Annotated in this window: 12 protein-coding genes and 1 other RNA gene; 8 read left to right on the top strand and 5 right to left on the bottom strand. The window is 37.2% G+C overall.

Annotated elements, in window-relative coordinates:
• Positions 1-280: 280 nt before the first annotated feature.
• The 4 genes from copM to hpt form a co-directional block, all read right to left on the bottom strand.
• Complete coding sequence (gene copM, locus O970_RS05170) at positions 281-667, bottom strand: CopM family metallochaperone (protein WP_024496079.1); 387 nt, start codon at positions 665-667, stop codon at positions 281-283.
• Between the two features lie 204 nt (positions 668-871).
• Positions 872-4,633, bottom strand: a complete 3,762-nt coding sequence (gene tamB / locus O970_RS05165; protein ID WP_024496078.1) for an autotransporter assembly complex protein TamB — start codon at positions 4,631-4,633, stop codon at positions 872-874.
• Positions 4,630-6,294 (bottom strand): autotransporter assembly complex protein TamA, encoded by a 1,665-nt coding sequence (tamA, locus tag O970_RS05160; RefSeq protein WP_081685265.1) that lies wholly within the window; start codon positions 6,292-6,294, stop codon positions 4,630-4,632. The genes tamB and tamA overlap by 4 nt, the downstream gene beginning before the upstream one ends.
• Before the next feature lie 357 nt (positions 6,295-6,651).
• Entirely contained in the window at positions 6,652-7,191 is a 540-nt protein-coding gene (gene hpt / locus O970_RS05155; RefSeq protein ID WP_036562745.1) for a hypoxanthine phosphoribosyltransferase, read from the bottom strand.
• A gap of 885 nt (positions 7,192-8,076) precedes the next feature.
• On the opposite strand from hpt, the gene xseB reads away from it, so the two are divergent.
• The 5 genes from xseB (at position 8,077) to ssrS (ending at position 11,646) form a co-directional block, all read left to right on the top strand.
• Complete coding sequence (gene xseB, locus O970_RS05150) at positions 8,077-8,319, top strand: exodeoxyribonuclease VII small subunit (RefSeq protein WP_024496075.1); 243 nt, start codon at positions 8,077-8,079, stop codon at positions 8,317-8,319.
• Positions 8,320-8,327: 8 nt separating this feature from the next.
• The gene (gene ispA / locus O970_RS05145; protein ID WP_024496074.1) at positions 8,328-9,215 is read left to right on the top strand and encodes a (2E,6E)-farnesyl diphosphate synthase; all 888 of its coding nucleotides are present in this window, start codon (positions 8,328-8,330) and stop codon (positions 9,213-9,215) included.
• Between the two features lie 10 nt (positions 9,216-9,225).
• The gene (gene dxs / locus O970_RS05140; protein WP_024496073.1) at positions 9,226-11,097 is read left to right on the top strand and encodes a 1-deoxy-D-xylulose-5-phosphate synthase; all 1,872 of its coding nucleotides are present in this window, start codon (positions 9,226-9,228) and stop codon (positions 11,095-11,097) included.
• 2 nt (positions 11,098-11,099) lie between these two features.
• Complete coding sequence (locus O970_RS05135) at positions 11,100-11,417, top strand: cell division protein ZapA (protein ID WP_024496072.1); 318 nt, start codon at positions 11,100-11,102, stop codon at positions 11,415-11,417.
• Between the two features lie 45 nt (positions 11,418-11,462).
• Positions 11,463-11,646, top strand: a non-coding RNA gene (gene ssrS / locus O970_RS05130) — 6S RNA.
• Between the two features lie 343 nt (positions 11,647-11,989).
• On the opposite strand, the gene O970_RS10190 is transcribed toward ssrS, so the two are convergent.
• On the bottom strand, positions 11,990-12,124 hold the full coding sequence (locus O970_RS10190) for a hypothetical protein (protein WP_275055003.1): 135 nt from the start codon (positions 12,122-12,124) through the stop codon (positions 11,990-11,992).
• 804 nt (positions 12,125-12,928) lie between these two features.
• Here O970_RS10190 and O970_RS05125 point away from each other — a divergent pair.
• From O970_RS05125 to O970_RS05115, 3 genes are all read left to right on the top strand, one after another.
• Complete coding sequence (locus O970_RS05125; protein ID WP_024496071.1) at positions 12,929-15,724, top strand: type VI secretion system Vgr family protein; 2,796 nt, start codon at positions 12,929-12,931, stop codon at positions 15,722-15,724.
• 14 nt (positions 15,725-15,738) lie between these two features.
• Positions 15,739-18,315 carry a hypothetical protein gene (locus O970_RS05120; protein WP_024496070.1) on the top strand — a complete coding sequence of 859 codons (2,577 nt, stop codon included), beginning with the start codon at positions 15,739-15,741 and terminating at the stop codon, positions 18,313-18,315.
• Positions 18,308-18,656: hypothetical protein (locus tag O970_RS05115; protein ID WP_036562742.1), on the top strand; the 349-nt coding region annotated here is incomplete at its 3' end. The genes O970_RS05120 and O970_RS05115, both read left to right, overlap by 8 nt.

The following is an 18,656-nucleotide window of genomic DNA, read 5'->3' as shown; positions in this document are numbered from 1 at the left end:
GCTTAATGGTCATGTCCTTATTTTTTAATCATTTTTGTCCATAAAATTACAAAAAGGTGATAATAGCGTGATATGAGCATGAAGACAAATTTTTATGCATGTTTATTTACACAAAAATAGAGATTGGCATAAAAATTGCAATTTTTATTAACTAGCTTAGTTATTATCACAGTAATAAAAAAACAAAGGGGCTAAGAGTAACGCTGAAGTAGGATATAAGATCGATTATATCAATAACCAATCTTATACATTAATGGAAATATAGGCTGGATAGTTAATTCTATTTGTCGACAGTTAATGAACTGTTCTCATAGTTATTTAGCCAATGTTTCATAAAAAGGATCTCTTTTTCTTGATCTTCGATAATTGCTTTAGCTAATTTACGTAATTTGACATCTTTACCGTACTTTAATTCGATTTTTGCCATATCAACAGCACCTTGATGATGGGCAATCATGCCTTTAACAAAGGCTACATCGGGTTCTGCGTCCATTATGCCATCCATCATCGGCTTATGCATATCATCCATGACTTTCATATATTCTTTAGTTACCACGGTAGGCGTATTTTCCGCCACTGGCATGGTCATCGTCGTTTGGCTAGCTAACACCGAATCACTGAGTCCTAAAGTGGTAACCAGCAATGTTGTGATCATTAATTTTTTCATTTCAGTCTCTCCATAACAATTGAAAAAGATTAATCATTAAAAACTAACAATTTTACTTAGAAAAGTAAAACAAATTTTACCGTTCTTAACACTCTTGATTTAGTGTGTAATAAAAAATTTGCTCTATAAATGGATAAAGTAGAGGTTAGATGACTTAGATCATATTAAGCTGATTGCATAGCAAATCAGCTTAATTGAATAAAGTTAGAATTCAAATTGATAGAGTAAGTCCACGGATTGGGCTAAACCAGAAATAGCTTCGATATATAGTTTAGGCATTAAGCGATAACGTAAGGTGAAGGTTGCCAATGAGTCAAATAACCCAATACCGTATTTAACTTGTAACCTTGGCAAAATATAGCCACTGACTACCACTTGTGAATTATTACCTGATCCTTGTGTATCGAGAGATAGATCCTTAATCCCAAACGCTTCGCCAAGATGACCAACGTATTTACCACTCTGTGCAGTACCTAGTCCAATCAAAATAGCGGTCATCATATCATTTTCACTTTGCTCGCCATTGTCTAACCCTTCTCCGCGTAATATGTAGGATAAAATTTCTTGGTCTGACATCGATGGGTCTGAAAATAAGGTCACGGTAGGCTTATCGGCCAGTCCTGTTACTCTAATACCCGCAGTGACATTATTCGCTACTAAATTAGGATTACGAATGGCCTCAATATTTAATTGAGGTTGATCTACGGGACCAGCAAAATTGAGTTCGCCTTTCTTAATAATCAGATCTTGTCCATAAGCATGAAAACGTCCTTCAGGGATTAACATTTGCCCATTTAATCCCAGCCCTTGCTTACTTTGTATAACAAAAAGTTGACCTTTTAATTTTGCATTAAGACCAAAAGCATCAATTTGGACATCATCACCAATATCCAATAACAGATGACTATTGACGCGAATAGGCAGTGATTTTGGTTTGATTTCTTGCAATTGGTTATTTAACATAACTTCGTCCGAAGAGACATCAACGATTGATTCTGGTAATGATTCCACCTTAATTAGCGCTTTAGGTATGGTGACTCGTCCGCCTAAATCGATCGCATTCGGTGTGGCTTTAATGGTTATATCAGGAATAATCGTCATTGTTAACATCGGTGGCATCGCAATATTCAAACCTTGTCCTTTGGCTGATAATTTTGCCTGCCAATTATTCAAATGCTGCCAATCAGCCTCTCCAGTTAAATTGATATTACCTTGTTGCGTTTTGATATCACCGTTCAATATTGATGAATGCCCCAGAAACGTTAATTCAAGAAAAACGGATTGCACATCTGCTGGTAATTGTTTCGCATGAATATCACTCTGATTTAAGGTTAATTTTCCAGTAATACTTGGGCTATTTAGCGTACCGCCAACAGTTAAATTGGCATTAATTAATCCCGTTACGTAATCTTGTTCCTGTAATAGTGGTGATAAAAGGGCAAGAGAAAAGTTATCTATGGTTAAATGGCCAGCCAGTTTTTTCTGGGCAATAGGATCGATAATTTTAATTTGTCCAGCGATATTTCCATATTGAGTTAAATCACTATTCCACATCAATAGTGCCTGTTTGTCATCCATATTGAGATTAAGACTAACTGGCATAGTAATAGGCTGTTTACTATGAGATGGTTTTAAGTTTAAGTTGTTACTGTTAACCGTCGCAACAATAGTCGGAAAAGGCTGTTTGGGCTGCCAATGAATATTAGCTGCTGCGGAGACCTTCCCGCCAATCTTGATATCATTCGCAAATGATAAATTCAATGCAGCTAGATCGAAATCATTAAGTTTAAGATCTGCTTGACCTTTATCACTAATCGTAGCCTCTTTTGTTAAACAGAGATTAGCACTCGCATTATGCCAACAATGTGCCCCAACTTTGATTAGTGATTGGTGGTTATTGTAAGTGACGGCGATTGGCTGCTCTAGCGTCCATTTTTTGGCTGGTGTATCTAAACTCGCATTGGCTAATTGTCCTGTCCAATTACCCGTCTCCCGATTTAATTTTCCATAAACAGTCACTAATCCAGCTATTGGCTCACCATTTAAATCGATAGTTAAGCTATGATGTTGTTCATTACCATTTAAGGTTAAATGTATCTTTTTGGCTTGAATGCTATCACCATAGTTGAGCGCTTTTGCTTCTAATGCTAATTCGCCACTAAGTTGTTGATCATAGGTAGTCTTTCCATATAAGGACATTTGCTTAATCAATAATTCATTGAATGCAAGATTATTGACCATTATATTGGTATTTAAATTGGGTTTGGTTAGCGTACCAGAAACATCTAAATCCCCTTTTACTTGGCCAGAAAGTCCTTCCATAAACACCGATAACGCCGACATATCAATCGCCGCCGTTAGTGACTGTTTCATATTACCGTTGAGATTGATTTTATTATTGCCAAGTTGCAACAGAAAATGGTTGGCACTTGGTTGCATCGCATAATTAACGGTGACATCACCCGACATATGCAACGGCTCTTTACGTAAGGTCCCCTCCACAAGGGAATCGGATAAACTGACAGACCAATGTTGTTTTTTATCTAACCAACCTGTTGTTTTAAATTTACCCGCTAGTTTTATTGGGTAGTTGGTGATGAATTTGGTTAAATCGAGTTGTTCAAACTCTGTTTTTAGATCCCATACTAATTTCTTTTTCCAATTCGCTTCACCCGATACCGCCATTTTACCTTGTTCTAATTGCACAGATAATTTTTCAACATGGATACCATCTTTTATTCCTTTAGCTGATACCGCAAAAACCGTATTTGGCCATGAGGTTGCTTGAATCGAGCCATGACTATTTAAGGACATCTGTTCCATTGAGCCAGATAGCTGTAAATCGAAATGATTAAGTTGATAATCGGCGTTTCCAATCAATGGCCACTGTAGATGTTGGCCTCCAAACTTAATTTTTAGCGGCAAATATTTTTCAATAAAGTTAATATTTGCCTTAAGGTCGAACTGGTTTCTGCCAGTGACCTGACTGTTTAACGCTAATAATCCTAAAATATCCCCTTCGATATCGCCTTTAACTACCGTTGCCGCTGATTTATCACTTAAGGTATTAATATTAAAGGTTGCATTGAGTGGCCAACTTTTTGCAAGTAAAATAGTTCCAGATACATTGGCATGGGCATCTTGATAAGGATTTAATATATCGCTTTCTACATGGCGTAAACTCACTTTATTATCGATCACACTACCCTGAATCGTTAATTGATTGAAGCGGTAATCATCAACTAAATGTAATAACCAATCTGTTCCCGTTAGTTTTAATACCGAAACATTAATCGGAATCACAAATTCAGGTAAATGACTTAATAACGGTGCTGAAAACAATTGTTGTAGCTGTTCTGGAATAGAGCGATTCGATGATTGTTCTATCTCTACGTTGGTATTTGGGGTATCGGCAAAAATAGCGCGAACGCCATTACTTTTTGCCTCGGTGACAATAATATGGTCTTTCACCCAAAAGGCGCTACCGTGAAAACTGTCTAAGCCAAAATTCATATCATCGACTTTTACCTTTACTGAATCTAAATAGGACTGTTTTAGTTCAATAACAACGGGCGTTTTTAACATAAATGGTGAATCATCTGTTTTTGGCGGCTCTTTTGGGGACGGTGAACTAGGTATACTATCCGTGTCGATGTTGACAATCACATTTTTAGTATAAAAATTTTTAATGCATAGTTTTGCTTCTAATAGACACATGCCCGATAAAGAAAGCGAGGCTTTATCTACATTCACTTCCACGCCAGGCATGGCCAAATGAAAGCCATCTAATTCAAACTTATGTAATGTTCCTTCAACGTGCTGAATATGAATACCTGGTATGGTTTTTTCCAAGGTAAAGGTAACCAAACGCAAGCCTAAAGAGGTATACAGTAAAACAATGAGTAAACTTATCGTCAAAAACAGTGTACAACATAAAACTAAAATTAATTTTCTTAATTTACTCATAATTCCGCTCCTATCCCAATATAAAAATGGATTGATCGCCCATCTTTATTGCCAACGGGGGTTGCAATATCCATTTTTACTGGTCCAATAGGGGATACCCAGCGAATTCCAGCCCCAGCGCCAGTGTGAAAATCATTATCTCTAATATCATTTACCGCTTCACCAGAATCAATAAACACCGCGCTCCACCAATTGCCGCTGAAGTTATATTGATATTCTAATGAAGCTGTTAATAAACGTGAGGCTCCGAGTAGTTTACCTTTATTATCTTTAGGTGAAATAGATTGATAACTGTAGCCGCGAATACTACGATCACCACCAGCAAAATAACGGAAGGAAGGCGGGACACGTTTAAAGTCACTCGTATCAATGACCCCTAAATTGGCACGAGCGATAAAGCGGTGATAGTCATACAAAGATCGAATCCAAACTTGTTGTGTCGAAAAGCGCCAAAAATTAATATCCGATGCGAATGCTGTGGAGGATAATTCTAATGAATAACGCTGCGAATCGCCCCACATTGGCAATAATTGCCCTCTTTGCCGTGCCCGATATAGGCTAAAAGATGGGTAGACCAAAAAAGTGTCATAACTATAGTCAGCTTGAGTAAACTCATCATAGCTGACATTTAAGCCCATCGCTTTTTGCCATCCATCAAAATTATCCCAGTGTCGTATTACTGCAACATTATAAGAGTCGGCGCGGGTATCGTTATTATCTTCATGTTTAAATCCCCCTTGCAAAGTATAATAATCCTCAAGTGGTGAACGGTGTAATGGGATTTTATAACTGCCAGTAACAATTTGTTCGACTTTTGAGAGGGATAAATTGGATTGGAAGCTGTGTCCGCGATCATTTAACCACGGTTTACTCCAACCAATTTTACTGCGAACACCTACATCAGTGGAATAACCAAGCCCCATATCAATGACATTTTTTTTCTTTGGCGTAGCAATAACGTAAAATGGAATCTCTTTTTTTTGATTGGTATGTGCCATATTAGGAATAATGGTCACTGAATTAAACCAATTTGTCGAAGATAAGCGACGATTAAATAGGCTTAATGATTCGGATGAATAATATTCTCCTTCTTTAAAAGGAATAATGTTATGCAAATAACTTTCACGGATAGGTTGTTCACGAAATGTCACTTTACCGAAACGATAACGTTCATGGGTATTAAAATCGATATTCCAAAAAGCTTGGTGTCGTTGTGCTGCAACGCCTAATTCACTTCGGGTGATTTCTGCTTCAAAATACCCTTTGCTCAGTGCCAGTGTTTGTAATCTTTTTTTGAATTTATCGTAGGTACCATGATTTAAAACATCACCAGTTGCAGGCACATCCGTTTTTAATAAATGGATATAATCGGTATCTTGTTGACCTTGACCCAAAATATTAACCGTTACTTGCTGTATTCGTACTGGTTGACCTGGCTCTACAGATGCAACAAAAGTTGGGGTTTTTCCTGTTTCTTTTACAGAAAATTGTATTTGTGGTGAGTAATAGCCTAAAGCTCGCAATCCTTTACTAATTTCTCCGGTCAAATAACGTTTAAATTCCGGTGTATCGGCAACCGCTGATTTATTCATCGTGGATAAACGTCCTTCGACGTTTTCTTTCAATTCACCGTGCAATCCCGTTATTTGTAACTGCAGCATGTTTGCGTTAACTAATGGTACACATAATAACAAGGCTATAAAACATAATACATCACGCAAGTGCCTATTCCTTATTTTTTCATCCTTTATATAACCTCAATTTCACGGAAAATTAAGCTAATCATTAAATGCGATTATCCCATTACTAGCGTAAATTTAAGCTTGATTATCCAATGTAAAACGCGGCTATATTTCCTTGGTTTAATTTTTAGTTATACTAAAAATAGTATATTTTATTCATACCTAAAAAGATCAGCTTTATCAGTTATGATTTTTGTATCTTTATCAGATATATTTCACTTTATATTACAAAATAAATAAATTGTTGTCTGTTAGTATAATGTCAACTGAGAATAATTATTCATCAAGTAACGTCACTTTACCGATATAAGGTAAATGACGGTAGTGTTGAGCATAATCGATACCATAACCGACAACAAATTCATCTGGTATAGTAAAACCAACATATTTTATCGGTACTTGCACTTCACGTCGTGAGGGTTTATCCAACAAAGTACAAATATTTAATGAACGTGGCTGACGGAGTGCTAATAACTCGGTCACTTTACTTAACGTATTGCCGGTATCAATAATGTCTTCTATAATTAACACATCTTTATCACGAATATCTTCATCCAAATCTTTTAAGATTTTAACATCACGATTACTCATCATCGCATTGCCATAACTCGACGCAGTCATAAAATCAACTTCGTGACCTATCGTAATTGCTCTTGATAAATCGGCCATAAAAATAAATGACCCACGAAGTAATCCAACTAAGACTAATTCATTGGCGGCATGGTGATAGTCTTGATTAATTTGTTGTCCCAATTCGGTTATACGTTGCTTTATCTGTGCTTCAGATATCATGACATCTACAGCGTGTTTCTTCATTTTATTATTCATGTATGCTATTAAGTGTGAGATAAATTCTATCAATTATATAAAATAAATCATAGTTTATTATTGATTGATTGGATGGGGATTGTACTTTAACTCATCAATTAGAACCTAAAATAGTAATAATTCAATCGTTACCTTAATATGCCATTATGACGCCCACTCTTTTAGAAAGCGGGTAGTAAATAAAATTTAATCATCTATATTCAGCTTTAACCGCACTATAAATGATACGAAAAAGTGTTAAAAGAGAATTCATTTATAGTTAATATTGACGTTTTAATGAATTGATTTTGTTTATTATCGATATAAAAATCGTGCCCGTAAAAATGAGTAGGGTAATTTAAAGTAAAAATATAATTCAATAGTGATGATGGGGTTGTGATAGCGATCCGGTATGAATGCTTATATTTATTTAGCGTAATCCTTTCATTTAGCAAAAAATGTCAGTGATTAGCTTAAATAAAGGTAATAGGTAAAAATCCTATTATTTACGTTACTAACCCACCTAAGGTGTATCTATATGGTAAGCCATCGACCAGTATTTTGATCATTATGGCTAATGAGTAAAATAAATTTTATCAATAATCGTAACGACGGTCAGAATAATAAGCCAGTTAAGTTAGCTCGAAATAGAAACCAGATAAAAATCAACTTTTATTTGTAGTCTATTTTTCCAAAATCATCTATCTTTTTTAGTTAATTTAAACCGATTATTTTTTATATTGATATCACTTAATAGCAGTTAATTTTATGCTAGGTAATTGTTAAGTCAGAGGAATATTTTTACCTAAAATCAATATCATATATACCACATGACTATATTTTCTTAGTTCAATGTCATGTATACTACGGTTAAAATAAAGGGAGTATTCAAGCATGGCAAAAAAAATAACAAAATCAGTTTCATTTGAGGAAGCTTTAAAAGAATTAGAAGTAATTGTTAATCATTTAGAGTCAGGCGGGTTGTCACTTGATGAGTCATTGAGTGAGTTTGAACGCGGTGTAACCCTAGTTAAACATGGACAAAAACAGTTACAACAAGCAGAACAACGTATCCAGATTTTATTAAATGACAATGTGGAATCGGATCTGGCTGAATTTAATTTGAGTGAAGAATAAATACCCCTATGACCATTCAAACTTTTGCAATACAACAAGCTAATTTTGCCCGTCGTATTGATGATGTTTTGGAAGATTATTTAAAATCACTTCCTGAATCGGTGTTATCCCAAGCCATGCAATATAGTTTGTTGGCGGGAGGAAAACGTGTACGCCCTTTTTTGGTTTATGCAACAGGACAAATGTTTGGTGTGCCTTTAGCAAAACTTGATGCACCTGCAGCAGCACTTGAAGCGATACACACTTATTCACTCATTCATGATGATTTACCCGCGATGGATAATGATGAATTACGTCGAGGTAAAGTAACATGCCATATAAAATATGGCGAAGCCAACGCTATTTTGGCTGGCGACGCTTTACAATCCCTTGCTTTTAAAATTTTGTCTACTGCGCCCGAGGTGCTTGCTACGGATAAATTGGATATGATAACGGAGTTGGCTAACGCGAGTGGTGCACAAGGGATGTGTGTTGGGCAAGTTTATGATCTTGAATCTGAACAACAGCAAATTAATGTTGCGCAATTAAATACCATTCATCATTATAAAACTGGGATGATTATTCGTGCCGCAGTAAGACTGGGGCTCTACAGTGCAGGCGCGTCATTTCGGGTTTATCAACCGATATTAGATAAATATGCTGAGGCGATTGGCTTAGCGTTTCAAGTTCAAGATGATATTTTAGATGTGGTGGGTGATCAAATGATTATGGGAAAACCACAAGGTTCGGATATGGCATTAGCAAAGTGTACTTATCCCGCTTTATTAGGGCTTAAGGAGGCGAAAAAAGTGGCTTACACCCTTTATCAACAAGCTAATGCTGCCTTAAATCAATTGCCTTATAATAGCGACTTATTACAGCAACTCGCTAACTTTATTATACAACGAGATAAGTAAAAAGGATGATATAACTGTGGATGCCAATGATTACTCACTTTTAATGCGTATAGACTCTCCCTCTGATTTACGTGACTTACCTAGTTATAAGCTGGGACAGGTGTGTGAGGAGTTACGTCTCTATCTACTTAATTGTGTTAGCCAATCAAGTGGGCATTTAGCCTCAGGACTGGGTGTGATTGAGCTTACTGTGGCATTGCATTATGTTTATAATACCCCTGATGACCATCTCATTTGGGATGTTGGTCACCAAGCCTACCCGCATAAAATATTGACAGGACGCCGTGATGCGATGACCACCATTCGTCAAAAAGGCGGATTACATCCATTCCCATGGCATGCAGAAAGTCCCTATGATGTCTTATCAACGGGTCATTCATCGACCTCGATTAGCGCGGGTTTAGGCATTGCTATTGCAGAGCAACGTAAACCTATTGCCAATAAAGTGGTCTGTGTTATCGGCGATGGTTCAATTACGGCGGGTATGGCATTTGAAGCGATGAACCATGCAGGACACTTGCATTCTGATATGCTAGTGATTTTAAATGATAATGATATGTCTATTTCAGAGAATGTCGGCGGATTAAATCGTCATTTAGCCAAAATTCTCGCCAGCCAAACCTACACTAATTTTCGCGAAAATAGCAAAAAAATGTTGTCTGGCTTTTCCCCGATTAAAGACCTATTGAAAAAAACGGAAGGGCATATTAAAGGTCTAGTAACCCCAGCAACGCTATTTGAAGAGATTGGATTTAATTATATTGGTCCTGTCGACGGTCACGATATTGACAGTTTAGTCTCTATGCTACATAAGGTGAAGCAACTTAAAGGCCCACAACTATTGCATGTGATAACCAAAAAAGGCAAAGGTTATGCCCCTGCTGAAGCTGATCCTATTTCTTGGCATGGCGTGCCGAAATTTGATCCTAAATGCGGTAAACTTCCGCCCAATACTAACAATAAAAAAAGTTACTCTGCCATCTTTGGTGATTGGTTATGTGAAGTAGCCAGTCGGGATAAGCGTTTAATGGCTATTACGCCCGCTATGCGAGAAGGATCGGGAATGACCACTTTTGCCCGCCAATATCCCGATCAATTTTTTGATGTTGCGATCGCAGAGCAACACGCGGTAACGCTAGCGGCGGGTTTTGCCATTAGCCAGTTAAAACCGGTCGTGGCTATTTATTCTACGTTTTTACAACGTGCATATGATCAGTTAATTCATGATATCGCATTGCCCAATTTATCTGTGCTATTTGCGATTGACCGCGCCGGTATCGTTGGCGCGGATGGCGCGACCCATCAAGGTACGTTTGACATCTCGTTTTTAAGATGTATCCCCAATATGGTGATTATGACGCCAAGCGATGAGAATGAATGTCGTCAGATGTTAAATACCGGTTATGATTACCAAGGTCCAGCGGTGGTTCGTTATCCCCGTGGTTATGGTACCGGAGCGATGTTAACGGAGTTAACCCATTATCCTATTGGTAAAGCTGTGATAAAACGCCAAGGGCAACACATTGCTATTCTTAACTTTGGTACGTTATTACCGCAAGCTTTAGCCGCGGCACAAGCACTGGATGCAACAGTAGTCGATATGCGATTTGTTAAACCACTTGATGAAGAGATGATTAAGCAAATGGCATTATCGCATACATTATTAGTCACTTTAGAGGAAAACGTTATTGCTGGTGGCGCCGGCAGTGCTGTGAATGAGCTTATTTACCAACTTGGACTGAAATGTGATATGCTCAATCTCGGTATTACGGATAACTTTATTCGTCATGGTGAGCAAGATGATATCCTTAGGGATTTAGGTTTAGATGCGCAAGGAATACAGCGCAGTATAGGAAATCACTCAAATTTAAGTAAGGTATAGTTATGGCTTTAAACGTTGTGGAAATTCAAATTTTTGGACGCAATTTAAAACTCAGTTGTCCGGAAGAGGAAGTGCCGACGCTAAGGCAAGTTGCCCAAGATCTTGAACAACGCCTTAATGAGCTTCGTGATAAAACTCAGGTCCTCAGTAGTGATCAAATTATTATCACCACAGCATTAAATATTTCATATGAATTAGCCAAAGAACGAGCTAAAGAAAATGAGATACAACATTTTTATTCACAAAAATTATTTGAATTAAAAAATGTCTTAGATTCTGCTTTAATTAACAGCAATCAGCGAACAAAAACACAAAAATAAATAAAAATGTTATTGAATCCTGCTCTCAGAGTTGTATCATTATAGGCAACTCTGAGATGTTCGATTAAGGGTCAGTCCCCTGAGCCGATATTCCAAAAGCTAGAATAGTACGGTTTTCAGCTGGTGTGTAAGCCTTGCTTGACAAGGAAACCTAAAGGTTGAAACGTATAATTCACCTTGAACCTAGGGTTCAAGGGTTTCCACCCATAAACGGCATCTTGGAGCCACTATTTTTGTTAATAATGCACTTATCTCTATCCATTAGATAAATCACTATCGATGAATAGTCATCATCGCTATTTCGCTAACATCACTTCTTATTATAAAGATTGTTTTACGCCGTAAATGAACAGATATTCAATCCATATTAAATTGTCTAGCCTGCTAAAAAGCGAAACAAACCCCCGTTTGTGACAATTTTCTGCACTTTGCTTTTTATTAGCTTATATGTCATTCTCCATCAACAATCACTTATTCTCTTTGCGTAGGGCTATAAGCTCATTTTCTTGAACGCTACGATTACCTTGAGCTGTAAACTCACCAGTGGTTTGATATGGCTTAAGCCTCTTGTCTTATGCAGATTTAGTCAGGTCATACTCAGCAACAATATCTGCTCGTTTTTTGCCATTTTGATACAGCATTACCATCTGTTTTTTGAATTCATTATTAAAACTGCGTTTTTCTCTTCTTGAAATGTCAGTTGTCATTGTTCGTTCCTTTTGTTTTTTGGTTATCATAACAATGACCTTATAAAAGTGGTACTAATTAGTGTAGCCATGAGTGTCCGATGAGTAAAATAAATTTTCTATTTACTTTTTCTTAACTAGTGCTTTTATTTGATTCATTTCTGACCATCTTTTTAGGTTATAAAATAACTTGAATGTCAAATTAAATAAAAACTATTACATCTAAGAAACTATAACGTTATAAACAAAAATAAAATACAATTAAGCACTTGAAATTTATCGCTATAAATACCTGCGCAAAAATCACGGGAATACCAATACTCAAAAAAAGATATTCTCGGCAAGATTGATTGGTATCTACATTAACTATTGAACTTGGTATGGATACCATCTAGACTAAAACAATACTAATTATTTTATTATAGTAGTAGAACCACGCTTAAATGGTCGTTTTTAAAGCAGCTTAATTTAAAACTCAAAAATCTATACAACAACCTTTAGTTATATTGCAGTAACGCAACCCAACGTGAGAAAAATTACCTACCAGCAAATACCAAAATCCCACAAAACGAAACGGTATAGACTCCTCAAAGTTTTTTACAAAACTAGGCATTTAAGTTAAATGGCAAAATGGTTAAGTAAGCTGAGTTATTTTTTATATCTAAATCCTCTATTATTTTTATGTTAATGAGTTTTCTAATTTTTCTGTACTATTTTAAAAAAACACTCATAAATTAAACCTAAAAACATTGCAATGTATAAAAAAACATATTCTAATTAACCAGTGCAGCTTATCTAACTCAATGCAAACTCGTAGGATAAAACATGAAAAAAGATTTATCTAACTTCGTTAACCACATTGGTGAAAATTTCATAAATGGATTAACTACGCAAGTCAGCCACAATCGTTATACTTTAACCATCGATAAACTTAATGCCCCGATCTCTATCTTAAAGGTTGATTATGAGGCAGAGTTAAATCAGTTATGGCGTTATACCATTACCTTCACCAGTACCAACAAAGCCATATCGGTCGATACGTGTTTAAACCAATCTGCCTCATTTGCTTTTAATCCTACGGGTAAAAATCAATTAAGCGAAGCCATTCGGTCATTAAGTGACTTACCGATTGGCACCGGCTCTCACAAAATATATGGCATTATCACCGAATTTAAACAACTCTCGATTAACAAAGACGAAGCCCATTACCAAGTTGTTGTTTCCCCCCGACTCGCCAGATTAAGCCTAAACCGCAACTGTGCCATCTACCAAAATCAAAGCGTCGTTAATGTGGTAGAGCAAGTGTTAAGAAGTCATGGGTTTATCGGCATTGATTATCTACTTGAACTCAAAGCCCAGTACGCTGTTCGAGAGTTTATTACCCAATGGCAAGAATCTGACCTTGAATTTATTCAACGCTTACTCGCTGATGTCGGTATTTGGTTCCGCTTTGAAAGCCATGCACAGCATGATTGTGATGTTATGGTGATGAGTGATTATGAACAAGGCTATGAACAAATTGCCAAGGTGGCGTATAAATTACCAAGCAGCACACTAGACAGTGGCAAACCGAGTATTTGGGATATCAGCTTACATAGCCAAATGGTTGAATCATCATTTAAAGTACAAGACTACAACTACCGTGATGCCAACGCCCTATTATTAAGCGACATCAACACCCAACCAAATGACACTACAACCCACGGCACTCACTACCTTTATGGTGAGCATTATAAAGATTTAGATAGTCATGATAATGCTATTGAAAGCGGTAACGGGTATGCGCGCATTCGCCATGAGCAAGCGATTAGCAATCAAGTTATTATTAAAGGAAAAACTAACCTTTATCAATTAGCCCCAGGGCAATTGGTGCGCATTGAAGGCAATCCGCTTACCACTATTGATGAAGGCATTATTATTCTTAGTGTTACCGGACATGGCAGCCGTAGTGATGCCTACCAGCTCAGTTTTACCGCTATTCCTTTTAATGTTTTAAAACCTTATCGCCCTGCCCCGATTGCTTGGCCACAAATTGGGGGGACTTTGTCAGCACGGGTCACCAGCCCTGATAACGATACCTATGGTTATATCGACACACAAGGACGCTACCGGGTCAAATTTAACTTTGACTTAAAAGAGTGGAAAAAAGGCAATGAAAGCTTATGGGTACGCTTAGCCAAACCTTATTCGGGTAACACCTATGGTTTTCACTTCCCGTTAATTGACGGCACGGAAGTAGCTATTGCCTTTATGGACAGCAACCCAGATAGACCCTACATTGCCCATGCAATGCACGACAGCACTCACCCTGACCATGTGACCACCATTAACAAACACCGCAATGTGATTCGCACGCCAGCTAACAACAAATTACGGATGGATGACAAACGCGGTCAAGAGCATATCAAACTCGCTACCGAATACGGTAAAACCCAATTAAATATAGGTCACCTTGTCGACCAAAACAAACAAGATCGTGGTGAAGGGTTTGAACTGAGGACGGATGAATGGGGCGCAATTGCTGCCAATAAAGGCTTATACTTAACCACCCAAACCGAGCCTAAAGCCCAAGGCAAACAGCTCGATATGCAAGCTGCCATTACACAACTTGAAAACGCCTTATCAATTGCCAAAGCCCTACAAAATGCGGCTACCCAGTCCCACGCACACAGTGCCGATACCGACAGTCAAGACCAGCTTAAAGCCAACTTAACTCAACTGACCCAAAGTGGCATTTTAGCCTATGCCCAAGAAGGCATTGCCCTAACCAGCCCAGAAAACATCCAACTGACAACAGGCAATAGCTTAACCCTAACCAGCGAAAATCAAACCGATATCAACGCATTAAAAAACGTCACCGTATCCTCATCCGAAGCAATAGGACTATTTGCCCATAAATCAGGCATGAAACTGTTTGCTAACCAAGGTGATATTGAGCTACAAGCCCAAAATGCCAACCTAAATATGGCGGCTAAGCAAGATATTAAAATTGACAGTGTTGACGGTAAACTCACCATCACCGCAAGCGATGAAATCAAGCTTATCTGTGGTGGCTCTTACATCAAAATCAGCAGTGAAGGCATTGAGCTGGGTACGCAGGATAATATTTATCTTAAGTGTAATGTGATGCAGAAGATGGGCGCTGCTAAATTAAATTACGATCCAATCGATGTACCAGCATTATTTACTGAACAAGATATGCAAGAAGGCATCACGCTAGAACTTAAAACTGAAGATGGTTACCCTATTCCAATGACAAAATACATAGTGCGTTTCGAAAATGGTGAATTGCGTCAAGGCAAATTAGATCGCGAAGGAAAAGTGGTATTAAAAAATGTGCCAGCGGGTATGAAATATGCTTACGCTTACCCCGATCAAGATGACATCTTAGCTAAAGCCAACGCACAACGTCTACATAAAGCAATTAAAATTGGCAATGCCAATGAAATAATTGATTACTTAAGTTATGCGGAAGAAATTGTTGCAAAAACAAGCGAGGTTTATACACAGATCTATCATGAAGATTTAATAAAAGAATTAAAAAACTCAATTGGACCATACAACAATCAGAAAAATCTCATTGATTATCTTTTAGCTAAAGCCAAACTCAAGAAACAATAATAGGAAATAAAACAATGGATTTAGAAGACTACAAAATTGTGACAGAACCATCCTTAAAATATGTGATCCAAAATAAAAAAATGTCATTTTTTTTAAAAAAGGTTAATCCCGAAGCTGAAGATGTAGAGCGGTTATTTGTTAGTTGGGATTGTGTCAATCACACAAATGAAGACAAAAAACAACAGAATAGTGTCAAAGGACCCAACGGTTCTGAATGGCTAAACGCGACTTGGAGCTTAAGAGGAGTGCATACTGTAATATGTACGGTAAAAAAAACTTTAGGTGACCCAAACCCAAAGACTTATCACTATGTGCAGCATGTTATCAGCCAAGATGAATGTTTAAGTTATGATAGTGGAACATTTGAAGAAACTGAAAATCCCTTCAACGTATTGCACAACTTAAAAAAACAAATTGAATTAATTCGTGATTTAGAAGCTCACAGCCAGCTTAATGAAGATGAAAATAGCAAATATCAAGAACGCATCACAAATATGGAAACATATGCAAAGAAACTAGAATATTTGCTAGAAAAAATACCAAATAGTCATAAAGAAAATTTTAAAATTATTACCGCAAGACACTACTCTAACGAGTATCCTGATACTAACTCAATTCTATTACAAGTTTGTTATTTTTATACAAATAATAAAGTTTATTTATTAGATTGGACTAGTCCAACCCAACAAGGATGGTGTGGAGTATTTGAAGGCAAAGGTGAGACAGAACAAGCCGCTGTCCTTGATGCATTAGCTACATGGGAAAGTAACAACCGTTATCCAAATGGCATATTAAAATGCCGTTATCTTTGCGCTAGCCACCCAACGTTAGAAATACCCAAATTTGATGGTGAAGGACTACTTAGTTGGGAGATAAATGATCGCTATTACTCAGAAGAACACCAATTCACAACAGATGGGGCAACTTGGTTAGACAGCATTTCTAATGCGCTATCTTGGGTTGCTATTGGCGCATCAATCATTGCTGGTGCCATATTACTTTTTGTACCTGGTGGACAGGCGGCAACGGTAGCACTATGGACTATGGCGGCTTCGGCTGTAGCGGGTACAGCGGCATCGGTAATTAATATAGCACAACGTTATAATACCGGTTTTAATAATTGGAAACATGATGGTATAGATTCATTAACTATTGTTGCAAGCCTGTGTGGGTTTTCTTCACTTAAAATCTTAACAAAATGGAAACCACACGCATTCTTGCCGATGTCAGTGGGCAATATTAGTAACCCCAATGTCGTTAAAGCAATGATTATTGGCCAAGTAACCGCGGACAGTGCCCAAGGTATCATGATTTCGACTAACATTGCATCGGCCATTTATTCAACCATAGAAGATAAAACACTTCCCCCCGATGAAAAACTATCAAGAATATTAAGGCTGATAGCGGCAGGAGTAACCGTTGGTGCATTAACATATATCAACATTAAAAGTGCTGGTGCCAGTTTTAGTTTTATAAAAGAAGACGCTTCTTCAGTTCGAAAAATGACAAAAGAAGAAGTTAATGCTATGCTAAAAGACCCCAAGACAATAATACTTGAGCATGGCGAAGGATTAGCAACACAATCAACACGAAGAATCCCCGAAATTACAACAACTGAACATGGCGGGCAATCATCAACACAACTAGCCATAATACCCGAAACAAGAACAGCAGTTAGACAATTACAAGAACTAAAATTATTACCCTTTCCGGACAACAATATAAAACACCCCCCTAAGTTGCTCCCCAATATGTTAGTCATTAACCAAGACTATTTACATAATTTAACTATGCCACCCATGACTGAATTTTATTTAAAAAAAGTACTTTCCGAGCATATAAATTTAGATAACCCCATTGAAGCAATAAACCATGCATTAGGCGGGGGGGCTGATAAATCAGCAAGTAATCAAAAAATACAGGTTCTAGTCAGGGTAGATGATCAAGCTTCTAGCACAACAGAGGTCGACACCGTTATTAAAGAAAGTCATTCCCTAGACAATATTGAGAAGTTTAAGCAAATGGCTAGAAATAGTGGAATAAATGAAGCTAAATGGAAAAAGTTAAAAGCTATCTCTCGAGCAACATGTACAGTTGAAGGCATTACATTTGAGACAACCCAACAGTTTGCCAATTTACCTTTTTCATTGAATGACGCCATTAACGCTCAGGTAGTCTTTGCTGATACAAGCAAATTTGCTGGTAACTCAGCACCAATTCAAGTGATCGATATTGACCGTTATATATCAAAATTAGCTGGATTATACCCTGACGAAAAAATGGATGAATTAACAAAAGATTTAATAGAAAACTATTTAGTCACACATAAAGATCGCTTATCAAACTTTGATGGTATGCCAGGTGCTCATGCTGAAATATTGGCTGTCGATTATGTGTTTAAACAATTGCGAGCACGGGGACTAGATCCCGAAACATATTTAAGTGCTATTGAAGTATATACCCTGAAAACTAATCGCCCAGCAAAAAAAGACGATTTTTTACGTGAATTTGAAGCTTGTGCTAATTGTAGTGGTATATTAGATCCGCAAATTAAAGTTCATACAGGACGAAAAGGTGAAAGATATGAATAAAATAAACAATACTCCCTCATTTGACCTACCTGTTCGGGTAGAGTTAAGTTATTTACAACAAATTGACGGTTTGTACTTTTTAAATGATGTGCTGTTTACAGGGCTGGCTTATGACCATCGTGAACAAAAACTGCATAAAGTGTATCAAATCACCCAAGGTAAGATCACGGCTGAAGATGATTATGGTTTTTTTAAATACCCCACCCCAATAAAAATTGATTATGATGTCATTAATGAAGAACATGATTATGATTATGAATTGTTCTATCAAGGCAAACTATTTAACGGTATTACTTATTGTTATAGTAATGGCTTTGTCTCTATGGAATTGTTCTGGATTG

It is taken from the genome of Candidatus Schmidhempelia bombi str. Bimp (assembly GCF_000471645.3).
In the GTDB taxonomy this organism is placed as follows: Bacteria; Pseudomonadota; Gammaproteobacteria; order Enterobacterales; family Orbaceae; genus Utexia; species Utexia bombi.
The sequence above is the reverse complement of the archived record's forward strand: the minus strand, read 5'-3'. Positions and strand labels throughout refer to the sequence as shown.

Coding starts and splice junctions, on each gene's coding strand:
- copM (WP_024496079.1), bottom strand. CDS start 667: ATGAAAAAATTAATGATCACAACATTGCTGGTTACCACTTTAGGACTC.
- tamB (WP_024496078.1), bottom strand. CDS start 4,633: ATGAGTAAATTAAGAAAATTAATTTTAGTTTTATGTTGTACACTGTTT.
- tamA (WP_081685265.1), bottom strand. CDS start 6,294: ATGCTGCAGTTACAAATAACGGGATTGCACGGTGAATTGAAAGAAAAC.
- hpt (WP_036562745.1), bottom strand. CDS start 7,191: ATGAAGAAACACGCTGTAGATGTCATGATATCTGAAGCACAGATAAAG.
- xseB (WP_024496075.1), top strand. CDS start 8,077: ATGGCAAAAAAAATAACAAAATCAGTTTCATTTGAGGAAGCTTTAAAA.
- ispA (WP_024496074.1), top strand. CDS start 8,328: ATGACCATTCAAACTTTTGCAATACAACAAGCTAATTTTGCCCGTCGT.
- O970_RS05135 (WP_024496072.1), top strand. CDS start 11,100: ATGGCTTTAAACGTTGTGGAAATTCAAATTTTTGGACGCAATTTAAAA.
- O970_RS10190 (WP_275055003.1), bottom strand. CDS start 12,124: ATGACAACTGACATTTCAAGAAGAGAAAAACGCAGTTTTAATAATGAA.
- O970_RS05125 (WP_024496071.1), top strand. CDS start 12,929: ATGAAAAAAGATTTATCTAACTTCGTTAACCACATTGGTGAAAATTTC.
- O970_RS05120 (WP_024496070.1), top strand. CDS start 15,739: ATGGATTTAGAAGACTACAAAATTGTGACAGAACCATCCTTAAAATAT.